This window comes from Parabacteroides merdae ATCC 43184 (genome assembly GCF_025151215.1).
Classification (GTDB): domain Bacteria; phylum Bacteroidota; class Bacteroidia; order Bacteroidales; family Tannerellaceae; genus Parabacteroides; species Parabacteroides merdae.
Window position 1 is genome coordinate 939,774 of sequence record NZ_CP102286.1, and the last position, 19,596, is coordinate 959,369.

Consider the following 19,596-nt stretch of genomic DNA (forward strand, 5'->3'; position numbering starts at 1 on the left):
GCAGTAGTTTCGATTTGGACCAATGAGATTTGAGGCAAGGTGTACAATAAGAGTGTAGCCGAATTTGCCTGTACGCATTGCGACAATTTGCGGGATTATTTTCCTGCGAGGATTAAATGAGTAACGGTTGCCGTTTTTCATTTTTTATTAATACCTTTGCCTGTCAATAATCTAATTACGATAAGATATGGAAAATATTAATTGGTCTGATCTGTCATTCGGTTATATGAAGACAGACTATAATGTACGGTGTTACTATCGGGATGGTAAATGGGGCGAGCTCGAAGTTAGTTCTTCCGAGATCATCAATATTCATATGGCTGCTACATGTTTGCATTATGGACAGGAGTCGTTTGAAGGATTGAAGGCGTTCAAAGGGAGAGACGGCAAGATCCGTGTGTTCCGTATGGATGAGAACGGCAAACGCATGCAATCTTCCAGCCGCGGTATCAAAATGGCCGAGTTGCCCGTTGAGAAGTTCGAGGAAGCTATCCGTAAGGTCGTAAAACTGAACGAACGTTTTGTTCCCCCTTATGAAAGCGGGGCTGCTTTATATATCCGTCCGTTGATGATCGGTTTGGGTGCCCAGGTGGGTGTGAAGCCGGCTCCCGAATATATGTTCATGGTGTTTGTGACGCCGGTGGGACCGTATTTTAAGGGTGGTTTCAAACCCTCCAAAGTATGTATCATGCGCGATTACGATCGTGCTGCCCCTCAGGGAACCGGTACGATCAAAGTCGGTGGTAATTACGCCGCCAGTCTCGTTGCGGGCGAAAAGGCTCATGAGCTGGGCTACGCCGCTGTTTTATATCTGGACCCGAAAGAAAAGAAATATCTGGACGAATGCGGCCCAGCCAACTTCTTCGGAATTCGTGGCAACAGCTACATCACTCCGCAGTCTCACTCTATCCTGCCTTCTATCACGAACAAGAGTTTGCAGCAGTTGGCAACCGATATGGGCCTGACGGTGGAACGCCGTCCGGTTCCGGTAGAAGAAATCGCTGCGTTCGATGAAGCTGCCGAATGTGGAACTGCTGCGGTTATTGCTCCGATTTCACAGATCGATGATTTGGATGTCAATAAGTCTTATGTGATTGCAAAAGACGGCAAACCGGGTCCTGTTTGTGAAAAACTATACAATAAACTGCGTGCTATCCAGTATGGCGATGAACCTGATACCTATGGGTGGATAACGATAATTGAATAATTAACAATAAAAAATGGATAATTGATAATTTGGAATAGATGTTTTTTATCAAAATTGCAAACTCTGCATTGCAATTCGGAAAAAATATCTATATTTGCCTCGTTTAACGGGATGGATAAATTGTCCATTGTTAATTGTCAATTGAAAAAGTGGAAGCATTCTTTAAAACACATAAATATCTGGTAGAACACTTGTATTCGCCGGTTCGCAGAGGGCTGATGGACGAGATCGACTGGAATGATCGGTTGATCGGTATTAAGGGGTCTCGCGGAGTGGGAAAGACGACTTTTCTGCTGGATTATGCCCGCGAGCATTTTGGCGCGGATAATAAAGAGTGTCTTTACATAAATCTGAATCATTTTTATTTTACGGAACGTACGTTGGTCGATTTTGCTTCTGAGTTCAGGGCAAAAGGGGGAAAAGTGCTGCTGATCGACCAAGTGTTCAAATATTCGGGATGGTCGAAAGAACTCCGCTATTGTTACGATAACTTCACTGACTTGAAGATCATTTTTTCCGGTTCTTCCGTCATGCGGTTGAAAGATGAAAATCCCGATCTGTCAGGCAAGGTGGTTTCGTATAACCTGCGAGGTTTCTCATTCCGGGAATTTTTTAATCTGATGTCCGGGAACAGCTTTCCGGCTTATACGTTTGGAGAAATATTGGTGGGCCATCAGGAGATTGCGAAAGGCATCTGCTCGGTGGGAAAACCGATGGCATACTTTCAGGACTATCTGCATCATGGTTTCTACCCGTTCTTCTTGGAGAAGCGCAATTTCTCGGAGAATTTGCTAAAGACCATGAATATGATGCTGGAGGTAGATGTGTTATACATAAAACAAATCGAACAAAGCTATCTGCCGAAACTGCGTAAGCTGCTTTACCTGTTGGCGACAAGCGCTCCTTGTACGCCCAATGTGAGTCAGTTGAGCAAAGACATAGAGACTTCGCGGGCCACCGTGATGAACTATATCAAATATTTGGCCGATGCCCGTTTGATGAACATACTTTATCCGGTGGGAGAGTCCTTCCCCAAGAAACCCTCTAAAGTGTATATGTATAACTCCAATTTGATGTATCCCATCCGGCCGATGGAAGTGAATATGCAGTCTGTCCGCGAATCATTCTTTTATAACCAGCTTTTGAAGGACAATAAATTGAATGAGGGCGGGAAGAATGCACATTTCTTAGTCAATGGGATGCATAATTTCAGGATTGAAGAAAACATGAAGGTGAAGAATAATCCTGATCTGTATTATGCAATCGATAAGGTCGAAGTAGGAGAGGGCAACATGATCCCGCTTTGGCTTTTCGGCTTTTTATATTGAAATTTTTTTAAATACTAATAGTAAGAGTCTATGACAAAACAGAAGAAATTTTTAACCTGTGATGGTAACCAGGCTGCTGCACATATCTCCTATATGTTCAGTGAAGTTGCTGCGATTTACCCCATCACTCCGTCATCTACGATGGCAGAATATGTAGATGAATGGGCTGCTGCCGGACGTAAGAATATTTTCGGCGAAACTGTAATGGTGCAGGAAATGCAATCTGAAGGTGGTGCTGCCGGTGCAGTTCACGGTTCGTTGCAGGCTGGTGCACTGACTACGACTTATACGGCTTCTCAGGGTTTGTTGCTGATGATCCCGAACATGTACAAGATTGCAGGTGAATTGCTGCCTTGCGTATTCCATGTATCTGCTCGTACATTGGCTTCTCACGCACTGTGTATCTTCGGTGACCATCAAGACGTAATGTCTGCCCGTCAGACAGGCTTCGCCATGTTGGCCGAAGGTTCTGTACAGGAAGTGATGGATTTGGCAGGTGTTGCCCACTTGGCTACAATCAAATCCCGTGTTCCGTTCGTGAACTTCTTCGACGGTTTCCGTACATCTCACGAAATCCAGAAGATCGAAGCATTGGAAAATGAAGACTTGGCTCCGCTGATCGACCAGAAGGCGTTGGCTGAATTCCGCGCACGTGCCTTGAATCCGAAAACTCCGGTTGCACGCGGTATGGCTGAAAACCCTGACCACTTCTTCCAGCATAGAGAATCGAGCAACTCTTACTATGATGCAGTTCCTGCTATCGTAGAAGAATATATGAATGAAATCTCTAAGATCACAGGACGTAAATACGGTTTGTTCGATTACTACGGAGCTGAAGATGCAGAACGCGTAATCATTGCAATGGGTTCTGTTACGGAAGCTGCACGCGAAGCTATCGACTACCTGACAGCTAAGGGTGAAAAAGTAGGTTTGGTTTCCGTTCACTTGTATCGTCCGTTCTCGGCTAAACACTTCTTGGCAGCTGTTCCTAAGACTGCTAAGCGTATTGCTGTTTTGGACCGTACAAAAGAACCGGGTGCAGTAGGCGAACCTCTGTATCTGGATGTAAAAGACTGTTTCTATGGCCAGGAAGATGCTCCGGTTATCGTAGGCGGCCGTTATGGTTTGGGGTCTAAGGATACGACTCCTGCCCAGATCCTTTCCGTATATGAAAACCTGGCACTGCCGATGCCGAAGAACCAGTTCACGATCGGTATCGTAGATGACGTAACATTCACTTCCCTGCCTCAGAAAGAAGAGATCGCATTGGGTGGCGAAGGCATGTTCGAAGCTAAGTTCTACGGTTTGGGTGCAGACGGTACTGTCGGTGCCAACAAGAATTCAGTCAAGATCATCGGTGACAATACAAATAAATATTGCCAGGCTTATTTCTCTTACGACTCTAAGAAATCCGGCGGTTTCACTTGTTCTCACCTGCGTTTCGGTGATCATCCGATCCGCTCTACCTATTTGGTAAACACACCGAATTTTGTGGCTTGCCACGTTCAGGCTTACCTGCGTATGTACGATGTGACTCGCGGTTTGCGTGAGAACGGTACATTCTTGCTGAACACGGTATGGAATGGCGAAGAATTGGCAAAACACCTGCCTAACCGTGTAAAACGTTATTTCGCTCAGAAAAATATTACGGTTTATTATATCAATGCTACACAGATCGCATTGGAAATCGGTTTGGGTAACCGCACCAATACAATCCTGCAGTCTGCATTCTTCCGTATCACAGGTGTAATTCCTGTTGATCTGGCTATCGAACAGATGAAGAAGTTCATCGTGAAGTCTTATGGCAAGAAGGGTGAAGATGTTGTAAACAAAAACTATGCTGCTGTTGATCGTGGTGGCGAATACAACCAGTTGACTGTTGATCCTGCATGGGCTAACCTGCCGGATGATGAAGAGGTTGTAAACAACGATCCTGCATTTATCAACGAAGTGGTTCGTCCTATTAATGCACAGGATGGCGACCTACTGAAGGTTTCTGCTTTCAAGGGCATCGAAGACGGTACATGGCATCAGGGTACTGCAAAATATGAAAAACGTGGTGTAGCTGCATTTGTTCCGGTTTGGAATGAGGCAAACTGTATCCAGTGTAACCAGTGTGCTTACGTTTGTCCTCACGCTTCTATCCGTCCGTTCGTTTTGAATGACGAAGAACAGAAGGGTGCAAACTTCCCGATGTTGGATGTGAAAGCTCCGGCTACAATGAAGGGGATGAAGTTCCGTATGCAGGTAGATGTTATGGACTGCTTGGGTTGCGGAAACTGTGCCGATATCTGTCCGGGATTCAAGGGCAACAAGGCGTTGTCTATGGCTCCGCTGGAAGGTCAGTTGGCTGAAGCTGATAACTGGGCATACTGTGTGGCTAATGTAAGTTCTAAGCAGAGTTTGGTAGACATCAAGTCTAATGTGAAGAATTCTCAGTTCGCAACTCCGTTGTTCGAGTTCTCAGGCGCTTGCTCCGGTTGTGGTGAAACTCCGTACGTAAAACTGATTTCCCAGTTGTTCGGTGATCGTGAAATGGTTGCTAACGCTACGGGATGTTCTTCTATCTATTCGGGTTCTGTTCCATCTACTCCGTATACGACAAACGAAAAGGGTGAAGGTCCTGCATGGGCTAACTCTCTGTTCGAAGACTTCTGTGAATTCGGTTTGGGTATGGAATTGGCTAACGAAAAGATGCGTGCACGTATCCAGAATGCAATGGAAGCTGCCATTGCTTATGAAGGCACTCCGGCCGAATATAAGGAAGCATTCACTGCATGGATCGAAAATCAGAACGATGCCGATAAGACGAAAGAACTGGCAGCTCTGATCATTCCGATGGTTGAAGCAGCTAAGGATAAATGTCCGAATTGCGCTACTATCGCCGAATTGAGCCACTTCTTGGTAAAACGTTCACAGTGGATTATCGGTGGTGACGGTGCTTCTTACGATATCGGTTATGGTGGTTTGGACCACGTGATTGCTTCCGGTAAGAATGTGAATATCCTGGTTCTGGATACTGAAGTTTATTCAAATACAGGCGGTCAGTCTTCAAAGGCTACTCCGGTCGGTGCAATCGCCAAGTTTGCTGCAGCCGGTAAGAGAGTCCGCAAGAAAGACTTGGGTTTGATGGCTACTACTTACGGTTACGTTTATGTCGCTCAGATCGCTATGGGTGCTGATCAGGCTCAGACTTTGAAGGCTATCCGCGAAGCTGAAGCTTATGACGGTCCTTCTTTGATTATCGCTTATGCTCCTTGTATCAACCACGGTTTGAAGAAGGGTATGGGCAAATCTCAGGCTGAAGAAAAAGAAGCTGTTGCATGTGGTTACTGGCACTTGTGGCGCTACAATCCTGCTCTGGAAGCTGAAGGCAAGAACCCGTTCACATTGGATTCTAAAGAACCGGATTGGAGTAAGTTCCAAGACTTCCTGAAAGGTGAAGTTCGTTTCGCATCTGTTGCAAAACAGTATCCAGCTGAAGCTGCTGAATTGTTTGCTGCCGCAGAAGAAAACGCTAAGTGGCGTCTGCGTAGCTACAAACGTATGGCTGCTGAAAACTGGAGTGTAGAAGAATAATTTGATTATGATCATCTAAGGGTGGAAATCCTTTTTTCACCCGAATAAAATAGAAAGCGGAGTCTCACCATGAGATTCCGCTTTTTATTATTCCAATAAAGACCGGTAAAAGGCTTTTGTAATATGAAATTCATGTCCTTCTGGTTCTTCGGCAGAACAAAATGGAATATTTCTGTGTTTAATTAACGTATATAGTAAAGATAAAAATATGAATGTAACATATGAAGATGTCCGCAAATCCGAAGAGATCCGGACTTATATCAAACAAGCGGACGAGTCGTTGAAAGCAATCGGCTACACGGAGCATAGCTTTGCCCATTGCACGAAGGTTGCGAAAGTAGCAGGGGATTTATTGGAGAAGTTAGGATATGATGCGCATGAGGTGGAACTGGCTCGTATCGCCGGTTTCATGCACGATATAGGCAATGTGGTGAACCGCATCGACCACGCCCAAAGTGGGGCTATGATGGCTTTTCGTATTTTGGATAAGATGGGAATGCCGCCTGAAGATGTGGCGACCGTTATTACAGCTATCGGAAACCATGACGAACAGACGGCTGCTGCTGTAAATGCCGTTGCAGCTGCTCTGATAATCGCTGATAAGACGGATGTGCGTCGCAGCCGTGTCCGTAACCGTTCCACGATTAATTTCGATATCCATGATCGGGTAAATTATGCAGCCGAAAAATCGGATGTTATATTGGAGCCGGATTCGAAAACGATCACTCTCGATTTAAAGATCAATACTGAAATTTGTGCCGTGATGGACTATTTCGAGATTTTTACCGGACGGATGCTACTTTGCAGGAAAGCAGCTGAATTTCTTGGCCTGCAGTTCAAGCTGGATATAAATGATGTCTATTTATTGTAATATCATTTGTTTCATATATTTTGGAAAAAGTTTATCTTTATCGCGTTTTAACGAAATAAAGGTCTAACTAATCTAATGAATATGAAACATTTTTTATGCCTTCTTTTTTGCTTATCTTTCCTTCTTTTCCCTGTTTATGCACAGGAATCGTATGAAACGTATAGTGGAGATACATTCAAAACCGGTGATGTGCTTACTCTCGGAGATTTCTATCTGAGTTCGACTAAGTATAGCCATTTGAAATACGCGTATACGGATACCTATGGAAAGGTTCGGTATGAGGCGTTCAATGGAAAGGATTTGCCTTTCTCCAAGGTAACAATCCGTGAGATTATCCGGCCGGAAGATAAGAATATGTTCCTGAACGAAGCTGTCGTGTTTGCCTTGGAAAGTGAGAAAGCTCCCGATAAGAAACTGTTCGTGGAGATTGATCGTGCGATCGAACAAGGCGAGATCGTCGTGAATATGCCTGAACCTGTTATAAAATGCGAGGAGATGACGCTCGAACAAATGTTTATTTGCTGTGTTCGTGTCAATAAATTACCGATAGACGACAAGGTGGTCTTGAATTATATCAGTGTCGTCAATAAAGAATTGGGGCAGGAATGCCGGCGCGATCAGTTTAAATTCCGTAAACTGAAAGGCGAATATCAGGCTCGCTTGGAAAAGGGAATGGCCGATTTTGATTTTACGAAAACTTATTTCATAAAAGTGAACAATAACCATAACGGTTATGATTTTGACCATAAAGGCTATCCATTGTCCTATCCGACACGTTCGGGCAGTTCTCCCAAACAATGTATTCCTTTCAACGGTTTCAATTTTATGCCGGTTAATCCGGATCAGGCGTTCTTTATCCCTGTGAGCATGGATGATGCAGAAAAATACGAGAAACGGAGCAGAGGAACTGGTCAGAACGGCTATGTCAGCCCGTTGGTATATACGGTTGTCTATTTGCAGCCCTTGGATAAGTATATGGAACTGCCAAAAGGAAAATACAATGTTCTCAACGTGGAGAACCTATATCGCTCGACACTGATCGGTGTCAAGGTTAAAGGCTTGGAGGTCTATGATAATAAAAATTTCCGGTATAATTTGATTGGATCGGCTTTGTTTGAATGATCCCTTGTAAATCCGTTCCTAAAAGACCATGGCAAAGGTATTTTGACACCCTCATTGTGATTTCATTTCTGGGAATAGAGGGTGGCAAAACTGCCTTGAAAGAGAAAGTTTAGAATACCGGAATCGAATAGACCAGCCCTAACGAAATACGATGCGTGTCGGGATCGACTGCTCCCATATCCAAGGCTGCTTTTTCAAGTTTTACGCCGCGATATGTATAAAGGAGAAAGATGAAAAGATCACTGTTCTTGATCGGGAAAAATTCGAGACTGCTCTGTGCATTCCAGGAACGGCGGTACATGCCTTTGGCAAATGGTCCGTTCGCCTTGTACACTTTTCCGGTTTCATAAGCACCTTTCACATAGAGGTTCCAGCGCGGGTGAATCCGGTAGTCCACATCGGCGATGACCGATAGATACTCGGTATTGCAAGCTGTCTGGGCTGTCTCTGGCAGACGGCTGATAACGCCGTGCTGGTCCAATCCCTGCCGGGTGTACATGATGTCCAGATAAGTCAGCAGAGGTCCTTTCTCGATCGTGTTGCCGCAGGTGAAGTAATAAGAATAACGTTTCTGTGTCTGTTGTCCTACGGAAGCGGCATAACGGAGTTGCAGGATGCGGTCGAAATAGTAGCTGTTCCAGTTTACCGTATACATGAAAGGAACTTTTGCTTCTCGTGTGTTGTCGGGCAATCCGGTCGGGTAGATTTCGTTGTCCTGTCCGCTTCGGTTGTTCACGATCTGGAAGCAAAGTTCGTGGTCAGGATTGATCTGCCAGTTACCTGAAATACCAGCCTGATAGCAGGTCAGTAGGTTGTTGAACTCACTGAATTCACGGACTTTTATCGAATTGACAAAATATTCGTATCCTCCGAAATTGACAAACTGCTTACCGATCGTAAAGCCGAACTTGTCATGTACTTTCAGGTTGACATAAGCCAATTCGAGCGAGGACGAAAGGTTGTCCAGCGAATAAGGGTCCGAATATTTATTAAACGACTGCCGGTAATGATAAGAAAGGTTTTTCCATACATTCCCTTTTATTTCCAATCGGACACGATTCAGCTTGAAGTTCATGCCGTCGAAATCGGAACCGATGAAATTGGCGTTTGCCGAAGTAAAAAGCTGAAAATTCATTTCTGCGCTTTCAATCACCTTTTTCCCTCCTGTAAGTCGTTCGACCAAAGTCGGTTCTTGTCCAGGAACGGTTTCTTTCTCAATCTTTTGTGCAAAGACGGATGGAACGGATATGAATAGTATTGTCAATAAGTAGAGATGTGTTTTCATGTTTGCAAATAAAATGTTTCAGCGTTCAAATATAGTGATTTTATATGACCTTTGGAAATCCGTAATTATTCTTACCTTTGTTGAGGTTTAAAAGGTAATGAGTTTAGGTTATGATTAAAGCAGTATTTTTTGATATTGATGGGACATTGGTCAGCTTTAAAACACATGTAGTCCCGAAATCTACCCTTCATGCGATCGAATTGTTGAAGAAGAAGGGGATAAAAGTATTTATAGCAACTGGTCGTCATCGCCGTTCGATTAACAATCTGGGCGATCTTGAGTTCGATGGATATGTAACTTTGAATGGTGGCTATGTGTTTGCCGGAAAGGACGATGTGATTTATAAGCATAGCATTCCCGATAAGGATATCGAAGCCTTGGTTCGTTACCAGGAAAAAGAAGGCGAATTCCCTTGTGCCTTTGTGCAGGAAGACGAGATTTTTATGAACTATACGGATAAGGCGGTCAATGATGTGTTTCATCTGTTGAACTTCCCGGCTCCTCCAATCCGTCCGATCGAGGATATTTATGGAAAGACGGTCTACCAGTTGATCGCCTTTTTTACGGCAGAGCAGGAGAAACGTATTATGAAGGTCTTGTCGCATTGTGAATCCACGCGGTGGAACCCTCTTTTTACAGATATCGTACCGCTTGGAAGCAGTAAACGGGTCGGGATTGACAAAATGCTGGAACATTACCATATCGGTCTGGACGAATGTATGGCCTTTGGTGATGGTGGTAATGATATTCAGATGCTTAGCCATGTCGGGATTGGGGTTGCTATGGGAAATGCGGCCGAAGACGTGATGAGTGCAGCTGGTTATGTGACCACCTCTGTCGACGAGAATGGTGTATACAATGCGTTGAAACATTTCAACATTATTTGATTTTGAACTGTTACATATATATAAGATAGTTATGATAGACGAGTTATTGAAATTTAATCGTGAATTTGTAAAGAGTAAAGGATACGAGAGGTTTATCACCAATAAATATCCTGATAAGAAAATTGCGATAGTGTCTTGTATGGATACGCGTCTTACGGAGCTGCTACCGGCAGCTTTGGGAATAAAGAACGGGGATGTCAAGATCATCAAGAATGCTGGGGCGATTATTTCCCATCCTTTCGGAAGTGTGGTCCGGAGTCTGTTGGTTGCCATTTATGAATTAGGTGTGAACGAAGTCATGATTGTCGGTCATACCGATTGCGGTGCCAAGCATATGGACAGCGAACAGATGATTGAGGTAATGAAGAAGCGTGGTATCCCTTCGGAGCATATCGATATGATGCGTTACTGCGGCATTGATTTCAAATCGTGGTTGCGTGGGTTCGACACCCCGGAAGGTTCCGTTCGTGAAACAGTGACTCAAGTACAAAAACATCCGTTGATCCCAAAAGATATAACGGTCCGCGGATTTGTAATCGACTCGACTACAGGTGAATTGGCTACTGTCGTTTAGATAAATCGAGATGAAAAGTATTTAATCAAAACCTAAATATAGTTAAATAGTAGACATTGAATATGTTTTACAGCATAAATTCAAATAAAATACTTATCTTTGCACTGTAAACAAAAAGAAAAAGAAAGTTTAGGTTTAGTTATTATTAATCGTTCTCCAAGCGTGGAGAACTTAAATGAGTAAAATTATGATGATGAGAGAAAACGAAAAAAGTATGCGTACTTTAGCGATGTTGCGTTATCAGGCTGATCGTTATCAGTCAGTAGGAAATGGTTCAATGTGTCAGCGAGTAAATGCTGAGATTCGCAGATTGGTGAGCCAAATGAGCGAAAGCTCTAAAAATTGAGTATTAAACAGTAAATAATTTGTTAGATGTAGTCTCTTCACCGTAGTCTTTTGAAAGACTGGTGAGAGATAAAAGGGGGAGGTATTCGACGCTTATGAGATAGCGGAGTTTGGCCTTTTTTTATTTTAATGAAGTCAGTCCTGCTCTTGTCTACAACCACACTAAAATCATATTTGTGTTCTGTCATTATAGTTCGAATGTATACAAATATCCGTATATTTGCATAATGTAGAAAACTATAATCTGTAAAACACAATATCGAAATGAGAAAAACGGGATTGTTTTTAGCCTCTATTGTACTAAGTGCTACGCTATGGGCCGAGTTGCCTGAAAAGAAAGGGCTGGATGTCATTAACAGGGCAAATGCCGAGGCCTATATCGGTTTTCTGGCAAGCGATGCATTGGAAGGGCGTGAAGCTGGTTTCCGTGGTGGGCGTATTGCCGGTGAATATATTGTATCTAATTTGAAAACGATGGGGATCGAACCTCTGTTCGAATCCTATTACCAACCTTTTGAGGCTTATAACAAGGAACGGCAGAAGAAGGGCCGTTTCCAGGTTCATCCGGATTCGATCGCGAAGTTGAAACAAGGTGTTCATCAGAAGTTGTCGATGAACAACATCTTGGGGAAGATCGAGGGTAAGAACCCGAACGAATATGTGATTATTGGCGCCCATTACGATCATCTCGGCTTTGACCCGATGCTGGACGGTGACCGGGTCTATAACGGGGCCGACGATAATGCTTCGGGTGTTTCAGCTGTCCTGCAGGTCGCTAAGGCGTTTTTAGCGACGGGGGTTCAACCGGAGCGAACCGTTATTTTCGCCTTCTGGGATGGTGAAGAGAAAGGCTTGTTAGGCTCCAAATATTTCGTGCAGACATTCTCGGAGATGGATAAGGTGAAGGGGTATCTGAATTACGACATGATTGGCCGTAATAAAGACGAGTCCAAGCCGATGCATGTCGTTTATTTCTATACGGAAGCGCATCCTGTGTTTGGCGATTGGTTGAAAAACGATATCAAGAAATATGGCTTGAATCTGACTCCTGATTATCGTCCGTGGGATAAACCGGTAGGGGGGAGTGATAACGCTTCGTTCGCTCTTTTGGATATTCCGGTCATCTGGTACCATACGGATGGTCATCCTGACTATCATATGCCAAGCGACCATGTGGAAAAGATAAACTGGAATAAGATTGTCGACATAACGAAAGCCTCTTTTCTGAATATGTGGAATCTGGCGAATGAGAAAGACTATTGATGTGATCGTTTATATTTCTTATTTCAAAACACCTATGTTTCGAATTCAAAACATAGGTGTTTCGTTTTTAAAACATATATGTTTTGAACTCGATATCTTCTGGCTGTGAAAAGAAGTATTATCCATTTATGAAAGATAGTTGTTTTGTGGAATAAGGTATACATCTTCTCTCTGTAGGTCAGTGCCTTTTCCTCGATAGCCAATAAGCTGTATGTATTTTTTAAATCATATTGTATGATTACTGTCTCATTTAATAGACTTATAAGAAGGTAGCACTTACCTCTTTCACTTTCTTTGTAACTGATTAAATAGTTGTTTTGAACTATGTGAATTGTGTAGTCTTAAATCACTTCATATTCTTGGTATTTCAGTATTTATAGGGAGTTGATATATATGAATTGTTTGCTGAAGTTGTGAAGATGGACCTTAAAATCAAAAGCTATTGAAATAATATGGATTTTTCAAATACAAGAAGGTCCACCCTTCTGTTATGAAGAGCAGACCTTTTGAAAAAAAATTATCAAAATATTTCAATTAATCCCATCCCGGATTTTGTTTTAAATTGGGATTTAATCCGATTTGGTTTGTCGGAATAGAGAACAAATAGTTCTTGGGATCTATAAAGTTTGGAACAGGATTTGTCATTCGTTTTGTATAAACATCAATGGCACCGTCTACGAAACCTAATCCGGATTTAATGGATTCATAATCTTTTGTATTATATCCATTTAAATCATTCTCACTTGTTGCTTTGTCTGGAATGATACCCAATTTCGGTTGGTTCAGGCGAATACCGCAGGCCCAACGCATTAAGTCGTGATAACGATAACCTTCTGCCATTAGTTCAACACGACGTTCACGGCGGATTTCGCGGATCAAGTTGGCGTTCGGGCCTTTGATTGTTGGATATTCGGCGACCAATTTCGGGTCTTCAATCGGATTTGTTGTCAAATGGTGATTAAAACCAACCCGATCACGCAAAGCGTTGATTGTTTTATCTAATTCGGGATCTTGGCCAAGTTCGGCTCCTGCTTCTGCACGTATCAGAAGAATCTCTGCATAACGGAAGATTGGAGCGTCTAATGTTCCAATATGATGAGATGATGTGTATTCTGACGGATTGTAATATTTGATAACACCATATCCCGTAGATGTACTAACACTTCCACTGGTATATTTACCGATATCCGGACGTTTCCCTTCTAGGTAATAGGTGTATTCACCAGCTTCGGGAGTCGGTACTGTTTGTAGTAAACGCGGATCTCGATTCTTTAGTTCGGCGATTAATGTAGTATGATGAGAGTGGCCTTCGCAGCCGCACATAGAGATTGGTTTTCCTGTTGTTGCACACAAATAATCTTCAACAGCGTCACGACTCAAACCGATAGGAGATTCACCGACTGCAATTTGGCGGCTTAAGTTATTTCCTTTGCCGACAGTCGGATCATATTCCTTCGACAGAATAATTTCAGGATTGGAGTTGTAATCTGCTTGGATAAATAATTCATAATAGGCTTTACCAGGTTTTGAACCTTGGAACAATGAATAGCCATATTCGGATTTCATCAGTTCGCCTGCTGCTTCATAAGCGGCTTTGAGCAATTCGGTATCACCTTCCATATTATGATAACGGCGGAAAGTTCCTTCAAATAAACATATACGTGCCTTTAATGCAAGTGCAGCGTCTTTGCTGATGCGGTAGACACCTGTCGTTTCTTTTTGGGGTAACCATTCAATCGCTTGATCAATGTCTTTTATCATGTTTGCTACAACGGTAATACGGGAATCGCGGCCTTTGTATAGGTCTTCGTCTCCAGGAACCAATACTTTGTCATACCAAGGTACATCGCCAAAGCGTTTTACTTTATTAAAGTAATCCAATGTCTTGAAGAATAAAATTTCACCAGCATAACGATGTTTTACGGCCTCGGTTTCCGGGGATAGTTCGTAATCTTGCATAAAAGCATTACAAGCACGAATATTTTCCCATTTCCAATTGTCATTGTCTGCTGTAGAAATGCTGTGTTGACTGAAAGCTACAGAGTTTGCGTCCCACGGAAGTAGGTCATCAGACTGGAAATCAGTTTCCATCATCCCAAAATTATATTCGTTCGGATTTCCATGTCCGGTGATTAATTTGGGATATAAATCATTACAATATTGCTCTAATGCCTGTGCATTGGCATTTGCAAAGTATTGTTGTGTACTGATAGAGTCTAATGGCTCTTTATCCAGTACATCACAACTTTGGGTTGTGAGGAACAATAAACCACCAAATAATATAATTGACTTTTTCATGTTACTTTGTCTGTTTTTAGAATGTTACGTTGATACCAAATGAATAAGAACGGGTGAACGGGTAAACACTACCGTTGTCGTCAACTTTCAAGTTACCGTTATTGTCACGTCTGCCTACAGCATCCGGATCGAGGTATTTGTACAATCCTGTAGCTTCCCAAAGATTCTGACCGCTTACGAACACTTTTAGCTGACCAATGCCGTATTTATTGATGAGCGCTTTAGGAATAGTGTAGCTTAATGTAACATCTTTCAGACGGATAAAAGCACCGTTTTGCAGATATTTTGTCTGTGTTTGTTTACTTCTATCACTCCAAGTCGGAATAGGATAGTAAGCGTTCGTATTGGTTTCACTCCAAGAGTTATCGATGATGTAATCATTTAAGTTAGCCCACCAAATACCTGTCTTGTATCCCCAAAATACAGGAGAGTCCAACCATACGTCGCGTTTCATTGTACCTTGGAAGAACAGACGTAAGTCAAAACCTTTCCATGAACCACTCAAGTTGAGGTTGAAATTGTAGCGGGGAGTTGTATTACCAATGACTTTTTTGTCGCCCGAATCACCAACACGATTATTCCCACGGTCAATTTTTCCATCACCGTTCAAATCTGCATAACGAATATCTCCTGGTTTCCAAGTTGTGCTGATGAAAGCCTGTTTATTGGCCATTTCTTGGGCTTCAGCTTCATCTTTAATGAAGCCATCTGTTACATATCCCCAAATTTCGCCGATTTTCTTTCCCTGGTAATGAGTTTCATCCAAACTTAATGTCGGATTATCATATTTCGTGATCTCAGAAGTGTTGTCTGAGATGCCGATGCTGATAGAGTAATCCAAAGGACTGCCGGCCACGTCTTTAATCTGATCGTTCCACGTTAAAGATAATTCCATACCTTTGGTTCTCATATCTGCCAAGTTCTCTTTACCACCTGTCGTCCCTAATACAGCCGGGTAAGTTTTGTTTACGACCATTCCTTTTGTATCGCGGATGTAATAGTCAAAAGATCCAGTGAAACGGCCGTTCAGCATAGTCCAGTCTAAACCGATATTGGTTGTGTAAACTTTTTCCCATGTGATGTTTGTACTAGCCAATGTCGGAGCTTTCAAGCCACTAATGATACCGCCGTTCATCAGATAGGCCAAAGATTCGCTTGTCAAGAAACTTAAATATTGGAAATTGCCATCTGTAACTTGATTGCCTAATGAGCCATATGAAGCTCTGACTTTTAGGTTGTCGAAAATATTACGAGCTGGTTCGAAGAAACTTTCTTCAGAGATACGCCAACCTGCTGATACCGAGGGAAAGAATCCCCAACGATCACCAGACATATATTTGGATGAACCGTCATAGCGACCATTTACCTCAAGCAAATATTTTTGCATGTAATCATAATTCAAACGGAAGAACGCACCCTGTACAGCCCAGATTGTTGCTTCTTCACTTGGCATGTTATAAGTACTGGCCAAATCGGTGACAGGGAAATTGTTATCAAATAGATTACTAGTGCTTACGCTTAATTTAGTCGTCTTTTTGCTTTCTTGGTTGTAACCGACCATTACACCTAAATTGTGCTTGTCATTGAATGACTTCTTGTAGTCAGCCCATAAGTTCAATGCTTGATAAGTATCTCCGTAATTAGCTTTTGTTACACCTCCAGGTGTACCAACGGATAGCGGAGATAACGTACTTTCTTCTGGCATTGTCTGATACAGTATCTTGCCGTGCTGGGTTTGATCTTGATAGAATTTGTTTCCGGTATAATCTCCCTTGATTGATAAACCGGCTAACGGTGTCAGATTAAAGGCGGCAGTGTACCAAAAGTCATCCGAGTTGGTTTTGTCTCGCCCAGCTCCATCTAGTAAACCAGCAAAGTTATAGTTGAAGTTGCTACCTGCTATACCTGCAAAATTATTACCATCTGGCAGGTAAACAGGAATAGTTGGGAATCCACGATAGATTTCGTAAAAAATGTTTCCTAAATTAAAATTGCTGGTGTAGGGATAATCACTTGTATTGCGGTTATATTTTGTACGGAAAGTTACTTCCAACCATTTTGTAATCTGAGTGGAAAAGTTGAAAGACATATTAATACGTTTGTATTTATCCGTACCATATTGCAAAATACCATCTTGTCCTTTATAACCAATAGAGCCGTAGTAAGTCGTCTTGTCTGAACCACCGCTGATACTTGCATTATGCTGTTGCATGAATGACGGTTTGTACATTACGTCGAACCAATCGGTGTTCCCAGCATAAGCCCATTGTCCGGCAGCAGTTATTGAATTGTCTGTTGTATAAAATGCAGAAGGACCTCTTCCCGCAATGAAATCATCTACAGCCTGAACGTGTTCATCTTTGAAATACTGTCCGCTGCCATTGTTCACGTTTGCCTGATTCATGGCACGAATCCACTTATCGGAAGAAACACCATCCGGTAAGCGAGAGGCCATCGACCAAGAAAAGTTGTTATTGTAGTTGATTTGAACTTTTTGTTCTTTTTTTCCCTTTTTTAGTTGTGATCAATACAACGCCAAAAGCGGCACGGGCACCATAAATAGAAGCAGAGGCAGCATCTTTTAATACTGATACGCTTTCGATATCTTGTGGGTTAAGCAAAGACAAGTCTGATGTTTCGACTCCGTCGACTAACAATAGTGCTTGTCCTCCATTCAGTGAAGTTGCACCACGTACATTAAATGTAGTAGCTGCATTTGGATTACCACTGGCGAAATCAATATTCAAGTTTGGAATAGCTCCTTGCAAACCTTGTGCAATGTTTCCGATCGGACGATCTTCCAGAATTTCGCTATCTGCAATCCCTACAGCGCCGGTCAGGTTTACCTTCTTTTGTACGCCATAGCCAACGACTACGACTTCTTCCAGTTTTTGAGTGTCTTCCGCTAATTTGATTTGAAGAGTGGATTGTCCTGTGTATTTGATTTCTTGAGTTGTGTAACCAATGAAAGAGATCTGAATGATGTCTCCATTTTTTACACCTTCCAATGTGAAATTACCATCCATGTCGGTAATGTTTCCATTGGTTGTTCCTTTCACTACGACCGATGCTCCGGCAACAGGCCCTAGATCATCTACCACAGTACCTGTAACTTTTCCGTTCTGCTGGGAAATGTTCATCCCTTGCTTGGAGGGCATTGTTTCTGCAAATATACTTGCTGGGAAACAAGTGGCACCTGCCAGCAAGATTAAGCTGATAGGTTTGAAATTTTTCAACATAATTTGTGTCTTATATTTAATTGAAAGAATGCTCTTTTAATTAAAATGATGGCGCTTATTATCGCTTTTCTACATCATATATACAAAATGTTAGAGTTTTTAGCTTTTGCGTATAAAGTTTATCTGTGTTTGTAATTAGTTCTAAAAGAACTCTGCACATTTCATATCGGTGTCAAAGATATGAAAATTTTCCGTTGTACTGTTATTTTTCTAAAAAAAATACGTAGAAGTTTCTTTTTTAACATTTTACTCTTTTGGTATTACACAGGTATTATTCTGTTTATCAGAATAATGTATCCATTGGAAATATGTAACTATATAAAAATAGATAAATAAAAAACATGGTCGTACTTCTGCTAATTTGTTAACAGAAGTAATTTAAAGAGACTTGTGTATTTTAAGTAATTATTGCATAATATATTTTACTTGTTTAATTTATTGAAAATCACATTGTTATGAAGTTGTATCAAAATGTATTAAAGCTAAAAATGCCATAGTTTTTTTAGAACTAATATCATTTTAAACATTGAAAACACAAAGATGTGTGAGCCTGCTTGTTTCATTGAATAAGAAGTTATTATGAAAATCAGAGTAATTCTTTCAATATCATGGAACACAAATTATGATTCAAAAGAATCAGACCTATTAGCCTAATCCTGTTGCCGGAGCCTCTGTGATTGTTAAAAGGAACCATTAACGGCATCATGACGAATGTGGATGATAATCTTCCTCCAGTGGTAGTCCATTGGTTTTGATTGATGGCATGGAAGGTGGTATCAACGCTGTCAACCCGCAGGATATTGAGAATATTTCTGCTTTGAAAGATGCTGCCGTTTCTTCCATTTGCAGGGTTTGTGTTCCTTTGGTGTAATTATTACAAAAAGCGGTAGAACAGGAAAACCAGTTGTAAACAACAATAATAGCTTTCGATGGAATGATTCGGTAAGAACCCTAACCAAATGGATTCATATTCAAAAATACAGCATTCGTTCCGAATGGTCCGGGATGGCCGGGAAAAGAAAAAGGAGCCTGCTAACCCATATATGGATATGTTCTTGGCTGTGGATATATCGTCTTATAGCGAAGTGCTGTATAGTAAAGGTCTCGGCTAGGTGCATTGTGTCGGTGTAGGAGTGTGGTTAGGCGATTATGGTGTCGGTGTGACCCGTGGTATGGTCGATGGTTTTTTAATGGCAAACGGTCAGCCGATCGATGTTATACAAGGTTGGATTGACCAGTTGCCCAGCGTAATAAGTCTCTCCTCTCCCCAGTCATTTTTGGCCTCTTCGCTCATAACAGTAGCAGCGATTGTCTTATTATAATCTGTATCGGGATGAGCACGTTCGCGAAAAGCTCTCCAATAGCTCTGTGCTTTGGCATCCAGATTTCCATTCTTTTCATAACATGCTTCCATATAGTTTAATAAGGCATCTGATGCACGATTCGCAATCGTTTCATCACTCAGATAACCATTTCCTGCCGCATCCTTTTTTATTTTTTGTTCCCGAATCGAAAAAAAAGTTTCTTGTATTTCTTCATTTGTCTTTTCTTCTTGTTTCTCTGTCCTTGTGAAACAATTTGTCAATATGTTTTCGGAT

13 protein-coding genes and 2 pseudogenes are annotated in these 19,596 nt (G+C 42.0%); 11 read left to right on the forward strand and 4 right to left on the reverse strand.

Annotated features, from left to right (window positions below; translation table 11 throughout):
* Positions 1-187 precede the first annotated feature (187 nt).
* From NQ542_RS03725 to NQ542_RS03745, 5 genes are all read left to right on the forward strand, one after another.
* On the forward strand, positions 188-1,207 hold the full coding sequence (locus NQ542_RS03725) for a branched-chain amino acid aminotransferase (protein WP_005639241.1): 1,020 nt from the start codon (positions 188-190) through the stop codon (positions 1,205-1,207).
* A 149-nt stretch (positions 1,208-1,356) separates the two neighbouring features.
* Complete coding sequence (locus tag NQ542_RS03730; RefSeq protein WP_036724025.1) at positions 1,357-2,535, forward strand: ATP-binding protein; 1,179 nt, start codon at positions 1,357-1,359, stop codon at positions 2,533-2,535.
* Positions 2,536-2,565: 30 nt separating this feature from the next.
* Positions 2,566-6,114: a pyruvate:ferredoxin (flavodoxin) oxidoreductase gene (gene nifJ, locus NQ542_RS03735; protein WP_005639248.1), complete on the forward strand. Its 3,549-nt coding sequence runs from the start codon at positions 2,566-2,568 to the stop codon at positions 6,112-6,114.
* 208 nt (positions 6,115-6,322) lie between these two features.
* Complete coding sequence (locus NQ542_RS03740; RefSeq protein WP_005639253.1) at positions 6,323-6,985, forward strand: HD domain-containing protein; 663 nt, start codon at positions 6,323-6,325, stop codon at positions 6,983-6,985.
* An 81-nt stretch (positions 6,986-7,066) separates the two neighbouring features.
* Positions 7,067-8,107, forward strand: a complete 1,041-nt coding sequence (locus tag NQ542_RS03745; protein ID WP_224204565.1) for a DUF4852 domain-containing protein — start codon at positions 7,067-7,069, stop codon at positions 8,105-8,107.
* Between the two features lie 109 nt (positions 8,108-8,216).
* Here the strand turns inward: NQ542_RS03745 and NQ542_RS03750 are convergent, their stop codons facing one another.
* Entirely contained in the window at positions 8,217-9,392 is a 1,176-nt protein-coding gene (locus NQ542_RS03750) for a porin (protein ID WP_005639268.1), read from the reverse strand.
* 110 nt (positions 9,393-9,502) lie between these two features.
* On the opposite strand from NQ542_RS03750, the gene NQ542_RS03755 reads away from it, so the two are divergent.
* The 4 genes from NQ542_RS03755 (at position 9,503) to NQ542_RS03770 (ending at position 12,461) form a co-directional block, all read left to right on the forward strand.
* Positions 9,503-10,279, forward strand: a complete 777-nt coding sequence (locus NQ542_RS03755) for a Cof-type HAD-IIB family hydrolase (protein WP_005639273.1) — start codon at positions 9,503-9,505, stop codon at positions 10,277-10,279.
* A 31-nt stretch (positions 10,280-10,310) separates the two neighbouring features.
* Positions 10,311-10,853: a beta-class carbonic anhydrase gene (locus NQ542_RS03760; protein WP_005639274.1), complete on the forward strand. Its 543-nt coding sequence runs from the start codon at positions 10,311-10,313 to the stop codon at positions 10,851-10,853.
* Positions 10,854-11,040: 187 nt separating this feature from the next.
* Positions 11,041-11,199 carry a hypothetical protein gene (locus tag NQ542_RS03765; protein ID WP_005643822.1) on the forward strand — a complete coding sequence of 53 codons (159 nt, stop codon included), beginning with the start codon at positions 11,041-11,043 and terminating at the stop codon, positions 11,197-11,199.
* 263 nt (positions 11,200-11,462) lie between these two features.
* Complete coding sequence (locus NQ542_RS03770) at positions 11,463-12,461, forward strand: M28 family metallopeptidase (protein WP_005639276.1); 999 nt, start codon at positions 11,463-11,465, stop codon at positions 12,459-12,461.
* Positions 12,462-12,995: 534 nt separating this feature from the next.
* Here NQ542_RS03770 and NQ542_RS03775 read toward each other — a convergent pair.
* Together NQ542_RS03775 and NQ542_RS03780 are read right to left on the reverse strand one after the other, a co-directional pair.
* On the reverse strand, positions 12,996-14,759 hold the full coding sequence (locus NQ542_RS03775) for a RagB/SusD family nutrient uptake outer membrane protein (protein ID WP_005639278.1): 1,764 nt from the start codon (positions 14,757-14,759) through the stop codon (positions 12,996-12,998).
* A 16-nt stretch (positions 14,760-14,775) separates the two neighbouring features.
* Positions 14,776-17,998, reverse strand: a pseudogene (locus NQ542_RS03780) (SusC/RagA family TonB-linked outer membrane protein).
* A gap of 730 nt (positions 17,999-18,728) precedes the next feature.
* Here NQ542_RS03780 and NQ542_RS03785 point away from each other — a divergent pair.
* Together NQ542_RS03785 and NQ542_RS03790 are read left to right on the forward strand one after the other, a co-directional pair.
* Positions 18,729-18,972, forward strand: a pseudogene (locus NQ542_RS03785) (hypothetical protein); the annotation flags it as partial.
* Positions 18,958-19,110, forward strand: a complete 153-nt coding sequence (locus NQ542_RS03790; protein ID WP_005649970.1) for a hypothetical protein — start codon at positions 18,958-18,960, stop codon at positions 19,108-19,110. The pseudogene NQ542_RS03785 and the gene NQ542_RS03790, both read left to right, overlap by 15 nt.
* Before the next feature lie 89 nt (positions 19,111-19,199).
* On the opposite strand, the gene NQ542_RS03795 is transcribed toward NQ542_RS03790, so the two are convergent.
* Positions 19,200-19,583, reverse strand: coding sequence for a RagB/SusD family nutrient uptake outer membrane protein (locus NQ542_RS03795; RefSeq protein ID WP_005639284.1), 384 nt, complete (start codon positions 19,581-19,583; stop codon positions 19,200-19,202).
* Between the last annotated feature and the right edge of the window lie 13 nt (positions 19,584-19,596).